Annotated in this window: 11 protein-coding genes; 7 read left to right on the forward strand and 4 right to left on the reverse strand. The window is 68.7% G+C overall.

Annotated elements, in window-relative coordinates:
* Window positions 1–94 precede the first annotated feature (94 nt).
* Together ACFC4D_RS35290 and ACFC4D_RS35295 are read left to right on the forward strand one after the other, a co-directional pair.
* Window positions 95–721, forward strand: a complete 627-nt coding sequence (locus tag ACFC4D_RS35290; RefSeq protein WP_376069840.1) for a TetR/AcrR family transcriptional regulator — start codon at window positions 95–97, stop codon at window positions 719–721.
* Entirely contained in the window at window positions 718–2,259 is a 1,542-nt protein-coding gene (locus ACFC4D_RS35295) for an FAD-dependent oxidoreductase (protein WP_376069843.1), read from the forward strand. The genes ACFC4D_RS35290 and ACFC4D_RS35295 overlap by 4 nt, the downstream gene beginning before the upstream one ends.
* A gap of 90 nt (window positions 2,260–2,349) precedes the next feature.
* Here ACFC4D_RS35295 and ACFC4D_RS35300 read toward each other — a convergent pair whose 3' ends face one another.
* Complete coding sequence (locus tag ACFC4D_RS35300; RefSeq protein ID WP_376069845.1) at window positions 2,350–2,853, reverse strand: hypothetical protein; 504 nt, start codon at window positions 2,851–2,853, stop codon at window positions 2,350–2,352.
* Between the two features lie 222 nt (window positions 2,854–3,075).
* Here ACFC4D_RS35300 and ACFC4D_RS35305 point away from each other — a divergent pair, with 222 nt between their 5' ends.
* On the forward strand, window positions 3,076–4,524 hold the full coding sequence (locus ACFC4D_RS35305) for an FHA domain-containing protein (protein ID WP_376069848.1): 1,449 nt from the start codon (window positions 3,076–3,078) through the stop codon (window positions 4,522–4,524).
* Window positions 4,525–4,589: 65 nt separating this feature from the next.
* Here the strand turns inward: ACFC4D_RS35305 and ACFC4D_RS35310 are convergent, their stop codons facing one another.
* From ACFC4D_RS35310 to ACFC4D_RS35320, 3 genes are read right to left on the reverse strand one after another with little or no spacing between them, the layout of a single operon-like run.
* The gene (locus ACFC4D_RS35310; protein WP_376069851.1) at window positions 4,590–6,896 is read right to left on the reverse strand and encodes a protein kinase; all 2,307 of its coding nucleotides are present in this window, start codon (window positions 6,894–6,896) and stop codon (window positions 4,590–4,592) included.
* A complete protein-coding gene (locus tag ACFC4D_RS35315; protein WP_376069854.1) occupies window positions 6,893–8,797 on the reverse strand; it encodes a hypothetical protein in 1,905 nt (634 codons plus the stop codon). Before ACFC4D_RS35315 ends, ACFC4D_RS35310 begins: the two co-directional genes overlap by 4 nt.
* On the reverse strand, window positions 8,794–10,206 hold the full coding sequence (locus ACFC4D_RS35320) for a hypothetical protein (protein ID WP_376069856.1): 1,413 nt from the start codon (window positions 10,204–10,206) through the stop codon (window positions 8,794–8,796). Before ACFC4D_RS35320 ends, ACFC4D_RS35315 begins: the two co-directional genes overlap by 4 nt.
* 162 nt (window positions 10,207–10,368) lie before the next feature.
* Here ACFC4D_RS35320 and ACFC4D_RS35325 point away from each other — a divergent pair, with 162 nt between their 5' ends.
* From ACFC4D_RS35325 to ACFC4D_RS35340, 4 genes are all read left to right on the forward strand, one after another.
* Window positions 10,369–12,669 (forward strand): FdhF/YdeP family oxidoreductase, encoded by a 2,301-nt coding sequence (locus ACFC4D_RS35325; RefSeq protein WP_376069859.1) that lies wholly within the window; start codon window positions 10,369–10,371, stop codon window positions 12,667–12,669.
* A 6-nt stretch (window positions 12,670–12,675) separates the two neighbouring features.
* Window positions 12,676–13,488, forward strand: coding sequence for a formate dehydrogenase accessory sulfurtransferase FdhD (fdhD, locus tag ACFC4D_RS35330; RefSeq protein WP_376069862.1), 813 nt, complete (start codon window positions 12,676–12,678; stop codon window positions 13,486–13,488).
* A 101-nt stretch (window positions 13,489–13,589) separates the two neighbouring features.
* Window positions 13,590–13,964, forward strand: a complete 375-nt coding sequence (locus tag ACFC4D_RS35335; protein ID WP_375955297.1) for a nuclear transport factor 2 family protein — start codon at window positions 13,590–13,592, stop codon at window positions 13,962–13,964.
* An 82-nt stretch (window positions 13,965–14,046) separates the two neighbouring features.
* Window positions 14,047–14,598 carry a hypothetical protein gene (locus ACFC4D_RS35340; protein WP_364629507.1) on the forward strand — a complete coding sequence of 184 codons (552 nt, stop codon included), beginning with the start codon at window positions 14,047–14,049 and terminating at the stop codon, window positions 14,596–14,598.
* Window positions 14,599–14,604 lie beyond the last annotated feature (6 nt).

Here is a 14,604-nt window from a genome sequence, read left to right on the forward strand (position 1 = left end):
CCCGGGTTTTCCGTGGATGCGGAGGCTGCTCGTGTGTCGACCATGCGTTACAGTCTGACATAGAATGTCAAGCAGTAACGAAACCCTCCCAAGGATGGCGGCAACCGTGGCCTCGACCGAACCATCATCCGCCGTCGACCGGGCCATCATGGATGCGGCGCGCGCCTGCGTGGCCGAATTCGGCGTGCGGCGCACCACGCTCACCGAGGTGGCACGGCGCGCGGGCGTGAGCAGGCCGACCGTGTACCGGCGCTGGGCCGATACCGGATCGCTGGTGGCGGATCTGCTGGTGCGCGAATTGCGCGAGATCATCGCCGAGGCCATTCCCGACGGCGGCACCGCGCGCGAGCGACTGGTGGGCGCGATCGTCGGCGGCGGGTCGACGATGCGGCGGAATCCGCTGTTCGCCAAGATCTTCCGCACCGACGCCGATGTCATGCTCACCTATGTCTTCGAACGGCTCGGCCGCAATCAGCGCGCGCTGATCGGGTTGTTCGCCGAGACCATCCGAGAAGGCCAGCGGGACGGGTCAATTCGCGAGGGCGAACCCGAACAGCTCGCCGCCATGCTGTTGCTGCTGGCGCAGTCCGCCGTCCAATCCGCGGGCACCGTCACCGATTTCCTCGATTCGGATCAGCTCGATATCGAACTCGGCCGGGCCATCACCGGCTATCTGACTCCGGTCCTCTCCACCGCTCCACGGCGAAAGGTCTTCCCATGAACGGCACTTCGGCTCGGCCCAGCTCGGCGCTCAACGCCGCTCGGCGGCAACGGGAATGGGCGGCGCTCGGCGACGAGACCATCGATGTGCTGGTGATCGGCGGCGGAATCACCGGGGCCGGTGTGGCTTTGGACGCGGCCTCGCGCGGGCTGCGTACGGTGCTGGTGGACAAGCATGATCTGGCGTTCGGGACCAGCCGGTGGAGTTCCAAACTGGTGCACGGCGGGCTGCGGTATCTGGCCAGCGGCGGGGTGGGCATCGCGCATGAGAGCGCCGTGGAGCGGGATATCCTGCTCACCCGCACCGCACCGCATCTGACCCGGGCGCTGCCGCAGGTGGTGCCGCTGCTGCCGAATATCGGTGCGGCACAGAAGGCATTGGTGCGGATCGGATTCCTGGCCGGGGATGTGCTGCGGCGGACCGCGGGCACCTCGGCGTCGGTGCTACCGCGTTCGCGGCGGGTGGCGGCGGCGGAAGCCCTGCGCTTCGCGCCGACCGTGCGGCGGGACGGATTGCGCGGCGGATTGCTCGCCTGGGATGGGCAGCTCGTCGACGACGCGCGGCTGGTGGTGGCGATCGCGCGCACCGCGGCTTTGCACGGGGCATCCGTGCTCACCCGGGTCGCGGCGAGCGATGTCACCGGCACCTCGGCCGTGCTGACCGATCGGCTCACCGGCGAAACCCGTACCGTCACAGCGCGTTCGATAATCAACGCGACCGGTGTCTGGGCCGATCAGGTGGATCCGAGCATCGAATTGCGGCCCTCGCGCGGCACCCACCTGGTGTTCGACGCGGCCGCGTTCGGCGGGCTGACCGCCTCGCTGACGGTGCCGATTCCCGGCAGCACCAGCCGGTTCATCTTCGCCTTCCCCGCCGCGCACAATCGCGTCTACCTGGGGCTCACCGATGAGGAAGCGCCCGGTCCGGTCCCGGACGTCCCGCAAGCCACCGAGGCCGAGATCGATTTCCTGCTCGACACCGTCAATACGGTGCTGCGGGAGCCGTTGACCCGCAACGATATTCGCGGCACCTACGCGGGGCTGCGGCCGCTGCTGCGCACCGGTGACGACAGCACCGCCGATATCTCCCGCGAGCACGCCGTGCTGACCTCCCCCACCGGGTTGATCACCGTCGTCGGCGGCAAACTCACCACCTATCGGAAGATGGCCGAGGACACCGTGGACGCGGCCATCGCACACGCGCACCTCACCGCGAGCCCGTGCCGCACCCGCGATCTCCCGCTGATCGGCGCGGTGTCCGGTAAGGCCCGCGATGGCATCGAAGCACCCAATCGCCTGGTCGAACGCTACGGCAGCGAGGCGACCGACATTCTCGAACTGATCGACCGGGATCCGGCACTGGCCGCCCCGGTCGCCCCCGGAATCGATGTCACCGTCGCCGAATTCGTCTTCGCCACCACCCACGAGGGCGCACTCGATATCGACGATCTGCTGGACCGCCGCACCCGCATCGGCCTGGTGGACACCGACCGCAAGGCCGCCACCCCGGCCGCCGAGGCCGCTTTCATCCGGCCCTGATCCAACCGCGACTGCGCGGGAGCCGGTACGACCGGTGCCCGCGATCGGTCCCGCTCGCACCGGATGCGGCCCACATCGTGCGGATTCGGCCTAGCCGCCGACGACATAGCAGCCCGAACCGCTGCTGAGCCCGGTCGCGGCGGTGAGATCCAGCCACGGGACGACATCCTCCCCCGGGGCGCTGTGCTGTACGACGGTGATGCGATGCGGGCCGACCGTGGCCGGAGTCCAGCGGGCCTGGGCCAGCGCACCGGAGGGACGCGCGACCGCGAACTGAATGCCGTTGTCGTAGAAGACGACCGGAGTCGACGGGTCGTCCACGTACGCGTTGATCATGTAACCGCAACCGGTGCCGTAGCTGCTCGCGGAGCCGAAACTCAGGCCGGGTTCCGCGCCGACCCGGGTGGCGGTCGCACCGGCGGGCGCGGCCAGCGCGGTGACGCCGATCGCGAGCGCCGCCACGGCGAGCGGCCCGGCGATACGCCCTTTGCCGGCAGACCCGGCGGCCCGCCGGTCTTCGCCGACGTGCCCCGCAGCGCGCTGATTCCCGGCGGACGAGCGGGTGACGCGCGTATTCCTGGTGATCGTGCCCATATGGATTCGGTCCTCATCGGGTGTGCCGGAACCGAATGCACCGGCGCGTTCCCCCGATCCTCGCGCCCCGAATGCGCTCGCGCGGAGTATTCCGACAATCCGGCGAGTCCCGTGTCGCCGTTCGGTGGACCGGTCGGCTGTTTTCCCGACCGATGCGGGGAGGGCGGGGAGCACCCTATGCTGGGCTGCGATGTTGTGGGCGCCGGACATAAGGAGGCGCGAATGGGGCGGATTCCGACAACCGTAGGGCTGATGCGCGGGGATGGGCTGGTCGCGCGGTTCGGCAATGTCGTCATCTTCCTGGCCGGGACGAGCCCGTCCACCGAACGCATACTCGGCGCGGCCGAGACGGCGGCGACCGCGGCCGATCCCGGGATAGCGATCGCGCAGCGGCTGGCGGCGACCGTATTCAGCAGCGGGTCCGCGCAACCGCCGTCATTCGGGGTGGTTGCGCCCACCTCCGGGGGAATTCTGGTGCTGCTGCGCGGGCCGGTGCGCGCGATCGTCGACGGGCCGGAGGGTTCCCGGCATCTATCCGGGGCGCGGGCCATGACCTGGGTCGATGAAATCCTGCGGGATCCGGTGCGCAAACTGACCGTGAGCGCGGAAAGTGATCCGGGTAACGCGGTCCCGCACACCGATCTACGCTCCGGGGTCGCCGCGGCGGGCGGATTCATCATGAACGCCCCGCCCGGCGGGATCACCCCGCCATTGCGCACCACGACGGCGTCCATCCCGAAACCGCCGCCGCCCGAGACCAGTCCGGCCACACCCACCCATGACGCGACCAGACGGACATCCACGCCGACGCCGTCGCACACTCGGTTCTCCGCGCCCGGGTCGGAGGCACCGCGACGTGAGAACGCCGCCGGGGCCGGTGGGTCGGAGCCCATTCGCCCGGTGAACGGCGATGCCGCCGCGGTGCGGCCATCGTCCGGTGATTCCGAGCCCGGGCGTGCGATCCCCGGTGACTCCGGGGCGGTGGGCCGCCGAGCCGCGACCACGCCGGGGGCGACGCCGGAGGAGACCCAGGCCATCTCCGCCCTCGAGGCCGAGGAATCGCGAGCCGCCGCCGCGAAGGCGAGCCGTGCCGTACCGATCGCCGAACCGGCCTCGGGTGAGCGGGCCGCCGTATCGGATATCGCGAAACCGATGCTGGACAACAGTTCTCCGGATGCCGCCGAAGCCGAGACCCGCCCGGATGCGGAGGATCAGCCTCCCACCGCCGCCTACGACGCGAAAGCCGCTGCCGCCGAGGAAGATTCCGCTCCGCGAGGGAAACCCATTGCGGGACACGTGGAACCGGAGACCGATAAGATCGGCGGGCGGCCCGGCGCGCTCACCTCCGCCGACGGCGCGATCTATCCGCTGGACCGGCCCTACGTGATCGGCCGCGACCCGATGATCGACGAATCGGTGCGCCGTGCCGCGGCCGCACCGATCGTCATCCCTCGCGATCGCCACGTATCCCGTGTGCACGCCCACGTTTTCATCGATAAGGGCCTGGTCCTGATCCGCGACGCCGCCACCCCGGGCGGCACCTACGTCGCGGCTCCCGGGGCCCAGGAATGGATCCGGGTGGGGCAGCGCCCCATGGAGCTCAAACCCGGCTGGAGCCTGCGCGTCGGCGACCGCATCCTCACCTATCAGCCCAACCCCAACCGCCGCTGACCGGACCGGCCCTGCCGTCCCGGCATGGTTGTGTCCGGGATCCACCACCGCGGCATTCGCGCCGGTTAGGCACGCTCGCGCATGCGGAGGACTCGGACGTAGCGGAAGCGTTTGCCGACGCGGCGGCAGCCGGTCGCAAGGGCCGCCCCGGCCGCGGCTCCCACTGCGGCACAGACGATTACGGTCGCCAAGGTGGGCTCGCGGCCCAGCAGTACCCAGGACGCGGCAACCGCCGCGATGCCGAGTACGGCTGTGCTGAGGGTCAAGCCGATGGTGGCGGCGATGCGGGAACTGCCTCTGCGCAGGGTGCGCGCGTTGGATTCGGCGTAGGCGGCGGCGAACAGGATCAATAGCAAGGTGCCGATGGCGGTGGCAGTCGTGGTGGCGCGCTGGGTGGAGTGCACGCCGAATTCGTAGGACTGCACCTGGGATCCATTGCGGAACAACGTCAATTCGGCGGTCTGGTTTCCGGCGAGCACATACGGATTCACCGGTGGCGAGACCTCGACCTCGGTTCCCGGGCTCATATCGGCCGCCGTACCTCCGACCGTCGCCCCGAGCACCTTCAGCGAGAGCCGCACCGAATCGGCGTCGACGCCGTTGAGCGTGACAGGAATCGGCTTGGACAGGTCCACATCCACCCGGCTCACCGCGGCCGGATCCACCCCCGCGATCCGCACGGCCCCGGCCGGAACATCCCGCGCCGATCCGGCCCCGATCCCCAGCACCGCGGCCGCGACCACCGCACCGCCCAGAACCGCGGCCGCCACGAACGGCAGCCGCGGCGACCGCAGCGTCACCACCCGCTGCACCGGCACCAAATCCTTACGATCCACATCGACCAGCCGAACCCCGTTGTGCCGAATGGGTTCCAGCGGCCGCACCCGCACGAGCGGCCCACTGATCCACCCGGCCGCCGCTACGGCCCGAGCTCGATCCGGCGGCCGCACCCGGGGAGTGTTCCCCCCGGTCTGCCCGGGCCGTGGTCCATTCCGCGCGCCGCGCTGTCCTGCCGACGATCCGCCGGTACCGTCACCGGACTCACTGCCGAAAGGCATGGGCGGGACCGAATCGCCCCGTGTTCCATCCTGCAGGTGCCGCGGTTGTCCGGCCCGCAGTGTCGGATCGAACGGCCCGCCCACCCGGGTGGGAGACGGCCCGGTCCCCGGGAACGGTTGTCCCGCACGGACAGTGGGATCCTCTCGATTGCCCGAAGGCGGGGTTCGCGGACCGGAGTCGAAACCTTCGGAGGGATTCGGGGTGGGACGGAAGCCGCGTCCGAAACCTGGGCGAACTTCATGGGGGGCCGGGGTTTCCGATGGCTGTGGAGATCCCCGGGTTACGTCCTGACCGGGGTGGGCGGGGTTCGGTGTGCGATCGCGGCCGCCGGAGCGATACGGGTCGGCGGGGAAGGGTGGGGGCGTGAAGGGGCGCGGGGTGCCGGTGGCGGCGGCGACTATCGTGTCCGCGCCGATTAATGGAATGCCCACGGGGGTGAGCCAATTCGCGCCCCAGCAGTGGACGGCGGGTTCGGCCAGGGCTATGCCGAAGGATTCGGCGGTGTCGAAGCGTTCGATCGGGTCGGGGGCGAGGCCGCGCATGACGACTTCGGCTATGGGCTGCGGGACGGTGGGGGCCACCGAATCGAGCGGGACGGGTTCGCCGTAGGCGTGGGCGAAGAGCATGGCCATGGCGTCCTGACCGGGCGGGAAGGGCAGCGTGCCGGACAGGAGTTGGTAGAGCATGGTGGCCAGGGCGTAGACATCGGTCGAAGGCGAGAGTTGTTGGCCGCGAACCTGTTCGGGGGCGATATAGGAGGGGGTGCCGATGATCTCACCGGCCCTGGTAACCAGGGTGTCCTCACCGCCGACGATCTTGGCGATGCCGAAATCGGTGAGTTTGAGCGTGCCGTTGGCGGAGAACATGAGGTTGGACGGCTTCACATCGCGATGCAGAATGCCATTGCGATGCGCCGCGTCCAGTCCGGCGGCACAGGACAAGGCCACCGCGACCGCCGCCGTCGCCTCGAATCCCGCTGTCATGAAACGACTTTCGACGGTGCCGCCGGGCAGGTACTCCAGCACCAGCAGGCACATATCCTCATGCTCGATGTAGTCGTACACCGGCACCACATGCGGATGATCCAGCGCCGCCATCACCCGAGCCTCGGCAACGAACCGCCGCCGCACCTGCGCGTCATGGGCGAACTGCGGCGGAATCTGCTTGATCGCCACCCGCCGCCGCAACCCGCGATGCGTCCCCGCCAGCACCACCCCGCACCCGCCCCGCCCCACCTGCCCCTCCACCACATAGGCGGGCAACGCGGCCCGCACCCGCTCGATATCCCCCTGACCCAAATCCCGCACACTCATCGTCCCGCCCCTCCCGGCCGAAACCGCCACTCCCCCGGCCCATTCCGAATAGTCGGCTCATCCTCACCGGCAGGCACCGGCTTCCGCCCCACCGCCTCCCGCCCAATCGTCTCCTCCTCCACCGGGCCCACGGGCCGCACCACCTTCTGCTGCGGCCCCGCGGGCGCGGTGGGCGACACCGACTCGGTGGCTGGGACCGGCTTGCGCCCGATGGTCTCCTCCTCCACCGGGCCGGAGGGCCGCACCACCTTCCGTTGCGACTCCCGAGGTGCCGCAGGTCCTACGCTCTCGCCCGGAGGGCTCTCCGCTGCGGGCGACATGACCGTCTCGGGTGCGCCCGCCGGGTTTTCCGGACCCGGGGACATCATCGTTTCCGCAGGTTCCGACGGGTTCGGAGAGGCTTTCGCGGACTCCGGGGGCGCAGCATTCTCAGTGGCGTGTCGATCCGGCTTCCGCAGGTCGGGCTTGGATTCGGCCGGGGCATGTGGTCCGTGCGCCGCTCGGGTTGTCGCCTCGATCGGCGCGCTGGGATTGGTGCCGCCTTTGGCAGCGGGTGGCGTTTCGGAGCCAGAACCCCTTGGGGCGGTCTGTGTTCCGGTGGGAGGTGCGGTCGACTGTCGGCCGCGCGCGCTGCCCGCCGGATAGCCGAGAGTCTCGAGTTCGTCGGGGGAGAGAATCGGTGTGCCGCCGGGGCCTCGGCCCGTTGTCTGGGGTGCGGGTGCGGCGCGGAAGGCCGGGGAACCGGGCATTGCGGTGGTGGGAAGGTCGGGAGCGCCCGTGGGCCTGGGGATTTCGCCGGAGGGCGGTGGCCGCATGCCGACTATCGGCATCGGGCGGCTGGGTGTTCGGCCGGGCTGATAGGTGTTCGAGCGAGGGATGGGCGAACCGCCGGAATTGAAACCCCTTGCGCCGCCTGGGCTGTGGGCGGCTCCCCCGCCCGGAACGGAGCCGACCGCACCGCCCGGGGCGTAGCCGACCGCACCGGCGGGAGCGTAGCCACCACCAGGGTTGGCGGACATACCGGCCATATCGGGGTAGTCACCGCTCGTGCCGGGGAGGGCTGTAGCCAGATCGGAGGAGCCTGCCGGGTAGCCGTGGGCGTCGAGTTCTCTTGCGGCGGCGAGATCTTCGGCGTCGAGTTCGAGATCGCTCGGGGGGCGTGGGGTGGGCGAGAGGTAGCCCGCGAGGAAGAAGACGGTGGCGGTGACGCCCGCGAGGGAGAGCCACAGGGCGGTGCCGGGGACCCACCAACGGGCTACCGAGGCGGTGAAGCCGATCATGAGGCCGATGCCTATGCCGGGGGCGAGCAGGCGTAGGCCGCGCTGCCAGCGGTTGGCCGAGAGGCGGTGTCTGGCAACGGTCAACGCGGCGTCGGCAATGGCGAGCAGGGTGAGGACGGCGAGGATGATGCCGAAGAGGCCGTAGACCGAGACCAGGGAGCCGCGTACGTCGACGACGGTGTGGGTGTTGGTCAGGGGTTTGCCGTCGGAGCCGATCAGGGTGAGGTCCGCGCCGATGAGGCCGGTGGCCTGGCCGTCGAGTCCGGCGGGGTCCAAGCGGTAGGTGAGCTTCCCGGATTTACCTGCGGCGACGGTCAATTCGACCGAGGTGGAGTAGGAGAAGAAGTTCAGGCCGAGGATATGCCCGGCCAGATCCACGCGGCGCACCGTGACGGGCTTGGCGGTGCCGTTGACCACCTCGACGGTCACCTGGCTGACCTTGGCCGGGTCCAGGCGCACCGGATTGCGGGCATCCGCGCCCGCGATGGCGCGACCCTCGATACTGGCGTTGGCGCGCACGCCATCCGCCGCCGAGGCTGCGGCCGGACCGAACAATACTGCGGCAGAGAGGAATACAGCCAGCGCCCCGGCGAGGGCACGGCTGCGGCGGCGGACGGTCATCTGGGCCTCCGGGCGGGCAGATGGGATACCAGGCGATGGCCGAAGAACCAGCCGCCGATGAGCAGGAAGAACAGCAGCACCGTGGCGGTACCGGCATCGCCGCCCACCTGGCTGACCAGCACGACGTCCAGGTCCGCCGCGAGTTTGGGTCCGCATTCCGCGGTCACCTGATGCTGGCCGATTTCGGTTGCGCCCGTTGGCAAGGTGGCGTCGAACCCGCCGTCGGCCCGCGCACGTGTATCACCCGCACCGACACCGCCGATGGAGAGCTTCACATTCGCGTTGGCATCGCAGCCGCGCCCGGTCACGGTCACCGAAGCACCCGGGGATACCGCGACCGGGTTCAGCGACAGCCCGGAATTGACCGGGAACACATCATTCGACCCGGCGGGCTTGGGAGTCTCCGGATTCGGCGGCTGCGTGGTCGGATTCGGTTGCGGCACAACGCTCTGACCCGGATCCTCGGTGGGCGGCGGCGTGGTGACCGGCGGATTCGGCTTCCCACCACCGGGATTCGGATTCCCTCCCCCCGGATTGGGGTTCCCGCCACCCGTCTCGCATTTACCGCTGGCCTGTTTCACCGACCCGTCAGGGCATTTCTCGGGTGGCTGCGTAGTCGTGCACACCCCGTTCACAGGCTTGACCGATCCATCCGGGCACTTCTCCGGCGGAGCGGTCGTGGGACACACCCCGTTCGCAGGCTTCACCGAACCGTCGGGACACTTCTCCAGCGGCGTCGTCGACGGACACACCCCACTCGCGGGCTTCACCGACCCATCGGGGCAGTACTCGACCGGCTTCGGACACACCCCACTCGACGGCTTCACCGAACCATCCGGGCAATAATCGATCACCGGCGCGCATTTACCGCTGGCGGGCTTGACCGAACCGTCCGGGCAGTACTCGACCGGCTTCGGGCAGCTGCCGCTGGACGGTTTCACGGACCCGTCGGGGCAGTATTCGATGACGGGTGCGCACTTGCCGCTGGCGGGTTTCACGGACCCATCCGGGCAGTATTCGGGTTGTGTGGCGGGGCATTTGCCGCTGCGCGGTTTGACCGAGCCGTCGGGGCAGTATTCGGGCTGCGGGTTGCCGTCGTGGGTGCCGGTGCAGTCGGAGGTGGTGCAGCCGTTGTAGCCGGGTGGTGCGGGTGTGGTGGTGCCCGGCGAATCCAGCAGGGCGGGAGGACTATTGGCGGGCAGGCGATCGGCGGACAGTGCGCCGACCGATTGCGCGGGCGCGGGAATCGGTTCGGCAGCACCGATCCCGGCGGCGAGCACCATGGCGACGAGTGCGCAGAACGCCGCGAGAAGTCCCAGGATGCGGCCCGAATTCCGTACGCCGCGTGGAAATTTCGCACGCCGGTGCTGTTCGCCGGCACGCGGACCGAATACTACTGGTGTGTCCATCCGGCGTAACCTCGCTGGTTAGATGGTACGGCCCAGCGCCCCCCGTCGCGCGCGTGTTTCCCGTGCTCCCTATATCGCGGATGAGCCGCCGAGTGTTCACCGGCCTAGGATTCATAGGACCACTTCGGTACCCCAGGTCCGCGCAAGAGGAGAATGGCCGTTATGCATCGTGCCGCGCCGAAAAAAGACATCGATGAGGCCGCGCTGACCGTCACCCCTCCGAAAACCGAGGCGGCGGGCGTGAAGGCCGTGACGGTGGCCCTGGAACGCGCCGTCGAGGAAATGGGCGTGATCCGCACCGCCCGCACCCTGACCAGGCTGAATCAACGCCACGGCTTCGATTGCCCGGGCTGCGCCTGGCCGGAGCCGACCGGCACCCGCCGCCCCGCGGAATTCTGCGAGAACGGGGCCAAGGCGGTCGCCGAAGAGGCCACGCTGCGCACCGTCACCCCCGCGTTCTTCGCCGAGCACTCCATCGCGGATCTGGACGGCAAATCCGGCTACTGGCTCGGCCAGCAGGGCCGCATCACCCATCCGATGGTGCTGCGCCCCGGCGATACGCACTACTCCCCCATCGCCTGGGATGACGCGTACCGGATCATCGCCGATGAGCTGCGCGGCCTGGACTCCCCCGATGAGGCGGTCTTCTACACTTCCGGCCGCACCGCCAATGAGACCGCGTTCCTGTATCAGCTGCTGGTGCGCAGCTTCGGCACCAATAATCTGCCGGACTGTTCGAATATGTGCCACGAATCCTCGGGCGCGGCACTGACCTCCTCGATCGGCATCGGCAAGGGTTCGGTGACGATCGACGATTTCAAGAAGGCCGATCTCATTATCGTGGCCGGGCAGAATCCGGGCACCAACCATCCGCGCATGCTGTCCGCGCTGGGTGAGGCAAAGGCGCACGGAGCCAAGGTGATCGCGGTCAACCCGCTGCCCGAGACGGGGTTGATCGGCTTCCGGGATCCGCAGACCATCAAGGGTTTCACCTCCGGCATCACCATTGCCGACGACTTCCTGCAGATCCGGCTCGGCGGCGATATGGCGCTGTTCCAGGGCCTGGGCAAACTGCTGTTCGAGGCCGAGGACCGCGAGCCCGGCACGGTGGTGGACCACGAATTCGTCAACGCGCACACCGCCGGTTTCGCCGAATACGAGAAGCAGGCGCGCGCGGTCGATCTCGGCATCGTCGAGGAGGCCACCGGGCTGACCCGCGCCGACCTCGATCGCACCGCGGCACTGCTGGCCGAATCCGAGGCCGTGATCATCTGCTGGGCAATGGGTTTGACGCAGCAGGTGCACGGCGTCGCCACCATCGAGGAGGCGACCAATCTGCTGCTCATGCGCGGCATGATCGGCAAACCGGGTGCGGGCGTCTGCCCGGTGCGCGGGCATTCCAATGTGCAGGGCGATCGCACCATGGGCATCTGGGAGAAGATGCCCGACGCCTTCCTGGACGCACTGGACCGCGAGTTCGGCATCACCAGCCCGCGCGAACACGGCTGGGACACCGTCGATTCCATTCGCGCCATGCGGGACGGGCGCGGCAAGGTGTTCTTCGGCATGGGCGGCAATTTCGTCTCCGCCACCCCCGATACCGCGGTCACCGAGGCCGCGCTGCGCAATTGCGCACTGACCGTGCAGGTCTCGACCAAACTCAATCGCAGCCATGTGGTGCACGGCCGCACCGCGCTCATTCTGCCCACCCTGGGCCGCACCGATGAGGATATGCAGGGCGGTGTGCGCCAACAGGTTTCGGTGGAGGACTCGATGTCCATGGTGCACCTGTCCACCGGCCGCCTGAAGCCCGTCAGCGCCGAACTACGCAGTGAGGTCGCGATCGTATGCGAACTCGGCGAGGCGCTGTTCGGCCCCGGGCATTCGGTGCCCTGGGCGCAACTGCGCGGCGATTACGACCGGATTCGCGACGCCATCGCCGATGTGGTGCCCGGCTGCGCCGATTACAACGCGAAGGTGCGGGGCCGCAACGGTTTCCAGCTTCCGCATCCACCGCGCGACGCCCGCGAATTCCGCACCACCACGGGTAAGGCCAATTTCGCGGTGAACGAACTGCACTGGCTGCCGGTGCCCGAAGGCCGCCTCATCCTGCAGACCCTGCGCAGCCACGACCAGTACAACACCACCATCTACGGCCTGGACGATCGCTATCGCGGTATCCACAATGGCCGTCGCGTGGTGCTGGTCCACCCCGAGGACATCGCCGAATTGGGTTTCGCCGAGGACGATCTCGTGGACGTCATCTCCGAATGGACCGATGGCAGCGAACGCCGGGTGGAGGGATTCCGCCTGGTCGGCTACGCCACCCCGCGCGGTAATGCCGCCGCCTACTATCCGGAGACCAATCCGCTCGTCGCGCTCGACCATGTCGCGCGCCGGTCGAACACCCCCGTCTCCAAAGCCGTCACCGTCCGCTTCGAGCGCCATATCCATAGGACATAGGACGTCGTGAGCCGAGTAACCGCCCGCCGCCGCACCCTGCGCATCTCCCCGACCGGTGTGATCGACCGGCCCGACACCCTCGCGGTGGAGGAGCCACTCGAAATCCGCACCGGCGGTGAGTCTTTGACCGTCACCATGCGCACCCCCGGCGCGGATATCGATCTGATCCACGGTTTCCTGTTCAGCGAGGGCATCATCGCCACCGCCGAGGACATCGTCACCGCCCGCTACTGCGCCGGGACCGATGAGAACGGCCAGAACACCTACAACGTGCTCGACGTCCAGTTCCGCCGGCCGGTCGAGGTGCGCCCGCGCAATTTCCTCACCAACAGCGCCTGCGGCCTCTGCGGTAAGACCGCGCTGGACGAGGTGCGCACCCTGACCCGGCATCCCATCCCCGCCGACGGCATCGAGGTCAAGCCGAGTGTGCTGGCCACGCTGCCCACCGAACTGCGTTCCCGCCAGGTGCTTTTCGATGCCACCGGCGGCCTGCACGGCGCGGGCCTGTTCACCCTCGACGGTGAAGCGCTGGTGGTGCGCGAGGATGTGGGCCGCCACAATGCCGTGGACAAGGTGATCGGCTGGGCGGTGCGCGAAAACCGCGTTCCCGCACACGATCTCATGCTCATGGTCTCGGGGCGCGCCTCCTTCGAACTGGTGCAGAAGGCCGTCATGGCGGGTATCCCGCTGCTCGGCGCGGTCTCGGCTCCGAGCTCGCTCGCGGTGGACCTGGCCGCCGAATCCGACCTCACCCTGGTCGGCTTCCTGCGCGGTGAATCCATGAACGTGTACACCGCCACCCGCCGCATCGCCGTCTGATCCGGAGCGAGTTCCGCAGAGTGGGGCTGACGGGGGCGCGCGAGCCCGGCCGGCTGCTACTCTCCGACCTAGAACACGTTTCAATTCTTATGGGAGATGCCATGGCAGCGCAGGTTCGCGATGTGGTCGAGCAGTATGTGAAATTGGTGGCCAGCGGGCCGACCGACGACATCGTGCAGCTGTACGCCGCCGATGCCGTGGTGGAGGATCCGGTCGGCAGTGAGCCGCGCAAGGGCCACGAATCCATTCGCGAGATGTACGCCGCGCTCGAGCATATGCAGAACAAGACCACCGAACTGCTCGATATCAAGGTCGCGGGCAAGCATGCCGCCGTATCGTTCACGCTGGTGGGCGGTTTCGGCGATCAGCAGATGACGCTCTCGCCCATCGACATCATGGAATTCGACGATGAGGGCAAGATCGTCCTCATGCGCGCCTATTGGGGACCGGACAATATGGCCATGGGTCCCGCCTAGTCACACCGGGCCGCTTGCCCCCTTCCGATTGCCGAATTACGGTGTCAGCACTGAATGATTCGGCAACGGAACGGGAGGGCCGATGCGAATCTCCTTGCACGGCAGCGAGAACGGCATCCGGGTGCGCATGCGCCTGGAAATCAACCGGCGACGCTGGCTGGCATTGCAGATCATGCTCGGAATTTTGGCGCTGCAGGGGCTGATCGTTGGCGCCTGGGCGGTCTTCGCGCCGCACTCCTGGTACACCAGCTTCCCCGGCTTCGGAATGCGCTGGATCGCCGTCGACGGCCCGTACAACCATCACCTGGCCTCCGATGTCGGCGCGTTCTTCCTGGGCGCGGCCGCGGTCACCTGCGCCGCGCTATGGTTCATGGACAGTCTGCTGGCGCGCGCCGCGGGACTCGGCTGGCTGGTCTTCGGCGTCCCGCACCTGATCTATCACACCTTCCACCGGCCCGATGCGATGAGCACGGTCAGCTTCACGCTCAGCGTGATCGCCGCCATCGTGCTGCCTGCCCTGGGCCTGGCCTGCATTCTGGTCGCCCCGCGCGAACGCCGCCCGATTCCGGAGCCCGCGCCGTTCACCCTGAAATTCCCGCGTCGCTCCCGGTCGGGATCGCGTCCGCCGCGATGAATTTCG

Origin of the sequence: Nocardia sp. NPDC056000 (assembly GCF_042269265.1) — a bacterium.
GTDB lineage: Bacteria > Actinomycetota > Actinomycetes > Mycobacteriales > Mycobacteriaceae > Nocardia.

Bases quoted from the DNA above. Each gene is read 5' to 3' on its own strand.
- ACFC4D_RS35290 (WP_376069840.1), top strand. From the start codon at position 95: ATGGCGGCAACCGTGGCCTCGACCGAACCATCATCCGCCGTCGACCGG.
- ACFC4D_RS35295 (WP_376069843.1), top strand. From the start codon at position 718: ATGAACGGCACTTCGGCTCGGCCCAGCTCGGCGCTCAACGCCGCTCGG.
- ACFC4D_RS35300 (WP_376069845.1), bottom strand. From the start codon at position 2,853: ATGGGCACGATCACCAGGAATACGCGCGTCACCCGCTCGTCCGCCGGG.
- ACFC4D_RS35305 (WP_376069848.1), top strand. From the start codon at position 3,076: ATGGGGCGGATTCCGACAACCGTAGGGCTGATGCGCGGGGATGGGCTG.
- ACFC4D_RS35310 (WP_376069851.1), bottom strand. From the start codon at position 6,896: ATGAGTGTGCGGGATTTGGGTCAGGGGGATATCGAGCGGGTGCGGGCC.
- ACFC4D_RS35315 (WP_376069854.1), bottom strand. From the start codon at position 8,797: ATGACCGTCCGCCGCCGCAGCCGTGCCCTCGCCGGGGCGCTGGCTGTA.
- ACFC4D_RS35320 (WP_376069856.1), bottom strand. From the start codon at position 10,206: ATGGACACACCAGTAGTATTCGGTCCGCGTGCCGGCGAACAGCACCGG.
- ACFC4D_RS35325 (WP_376069859.1), top strand. From the start codon at position 10,369: ATGCATCGTGCCGCGCCGAAAAAAGACATCGATGAGGCCGCGCTGACC.
- ACFC4D_RS35335 (WP_375955297.1), top strand. From the start codon at position 13,590: ATGGCAGCGCAGGTTCGCGATGTGGTCGAGCAGTATGTGAAATTGGTG.
- ACFC4D_RS35340 (WP_364629507.1), top strand. From the start codon at position 14,047: ATGCGAATCTCCTTGCACGGCAGCGAGAACGGCATCCGGGTGCGCATG.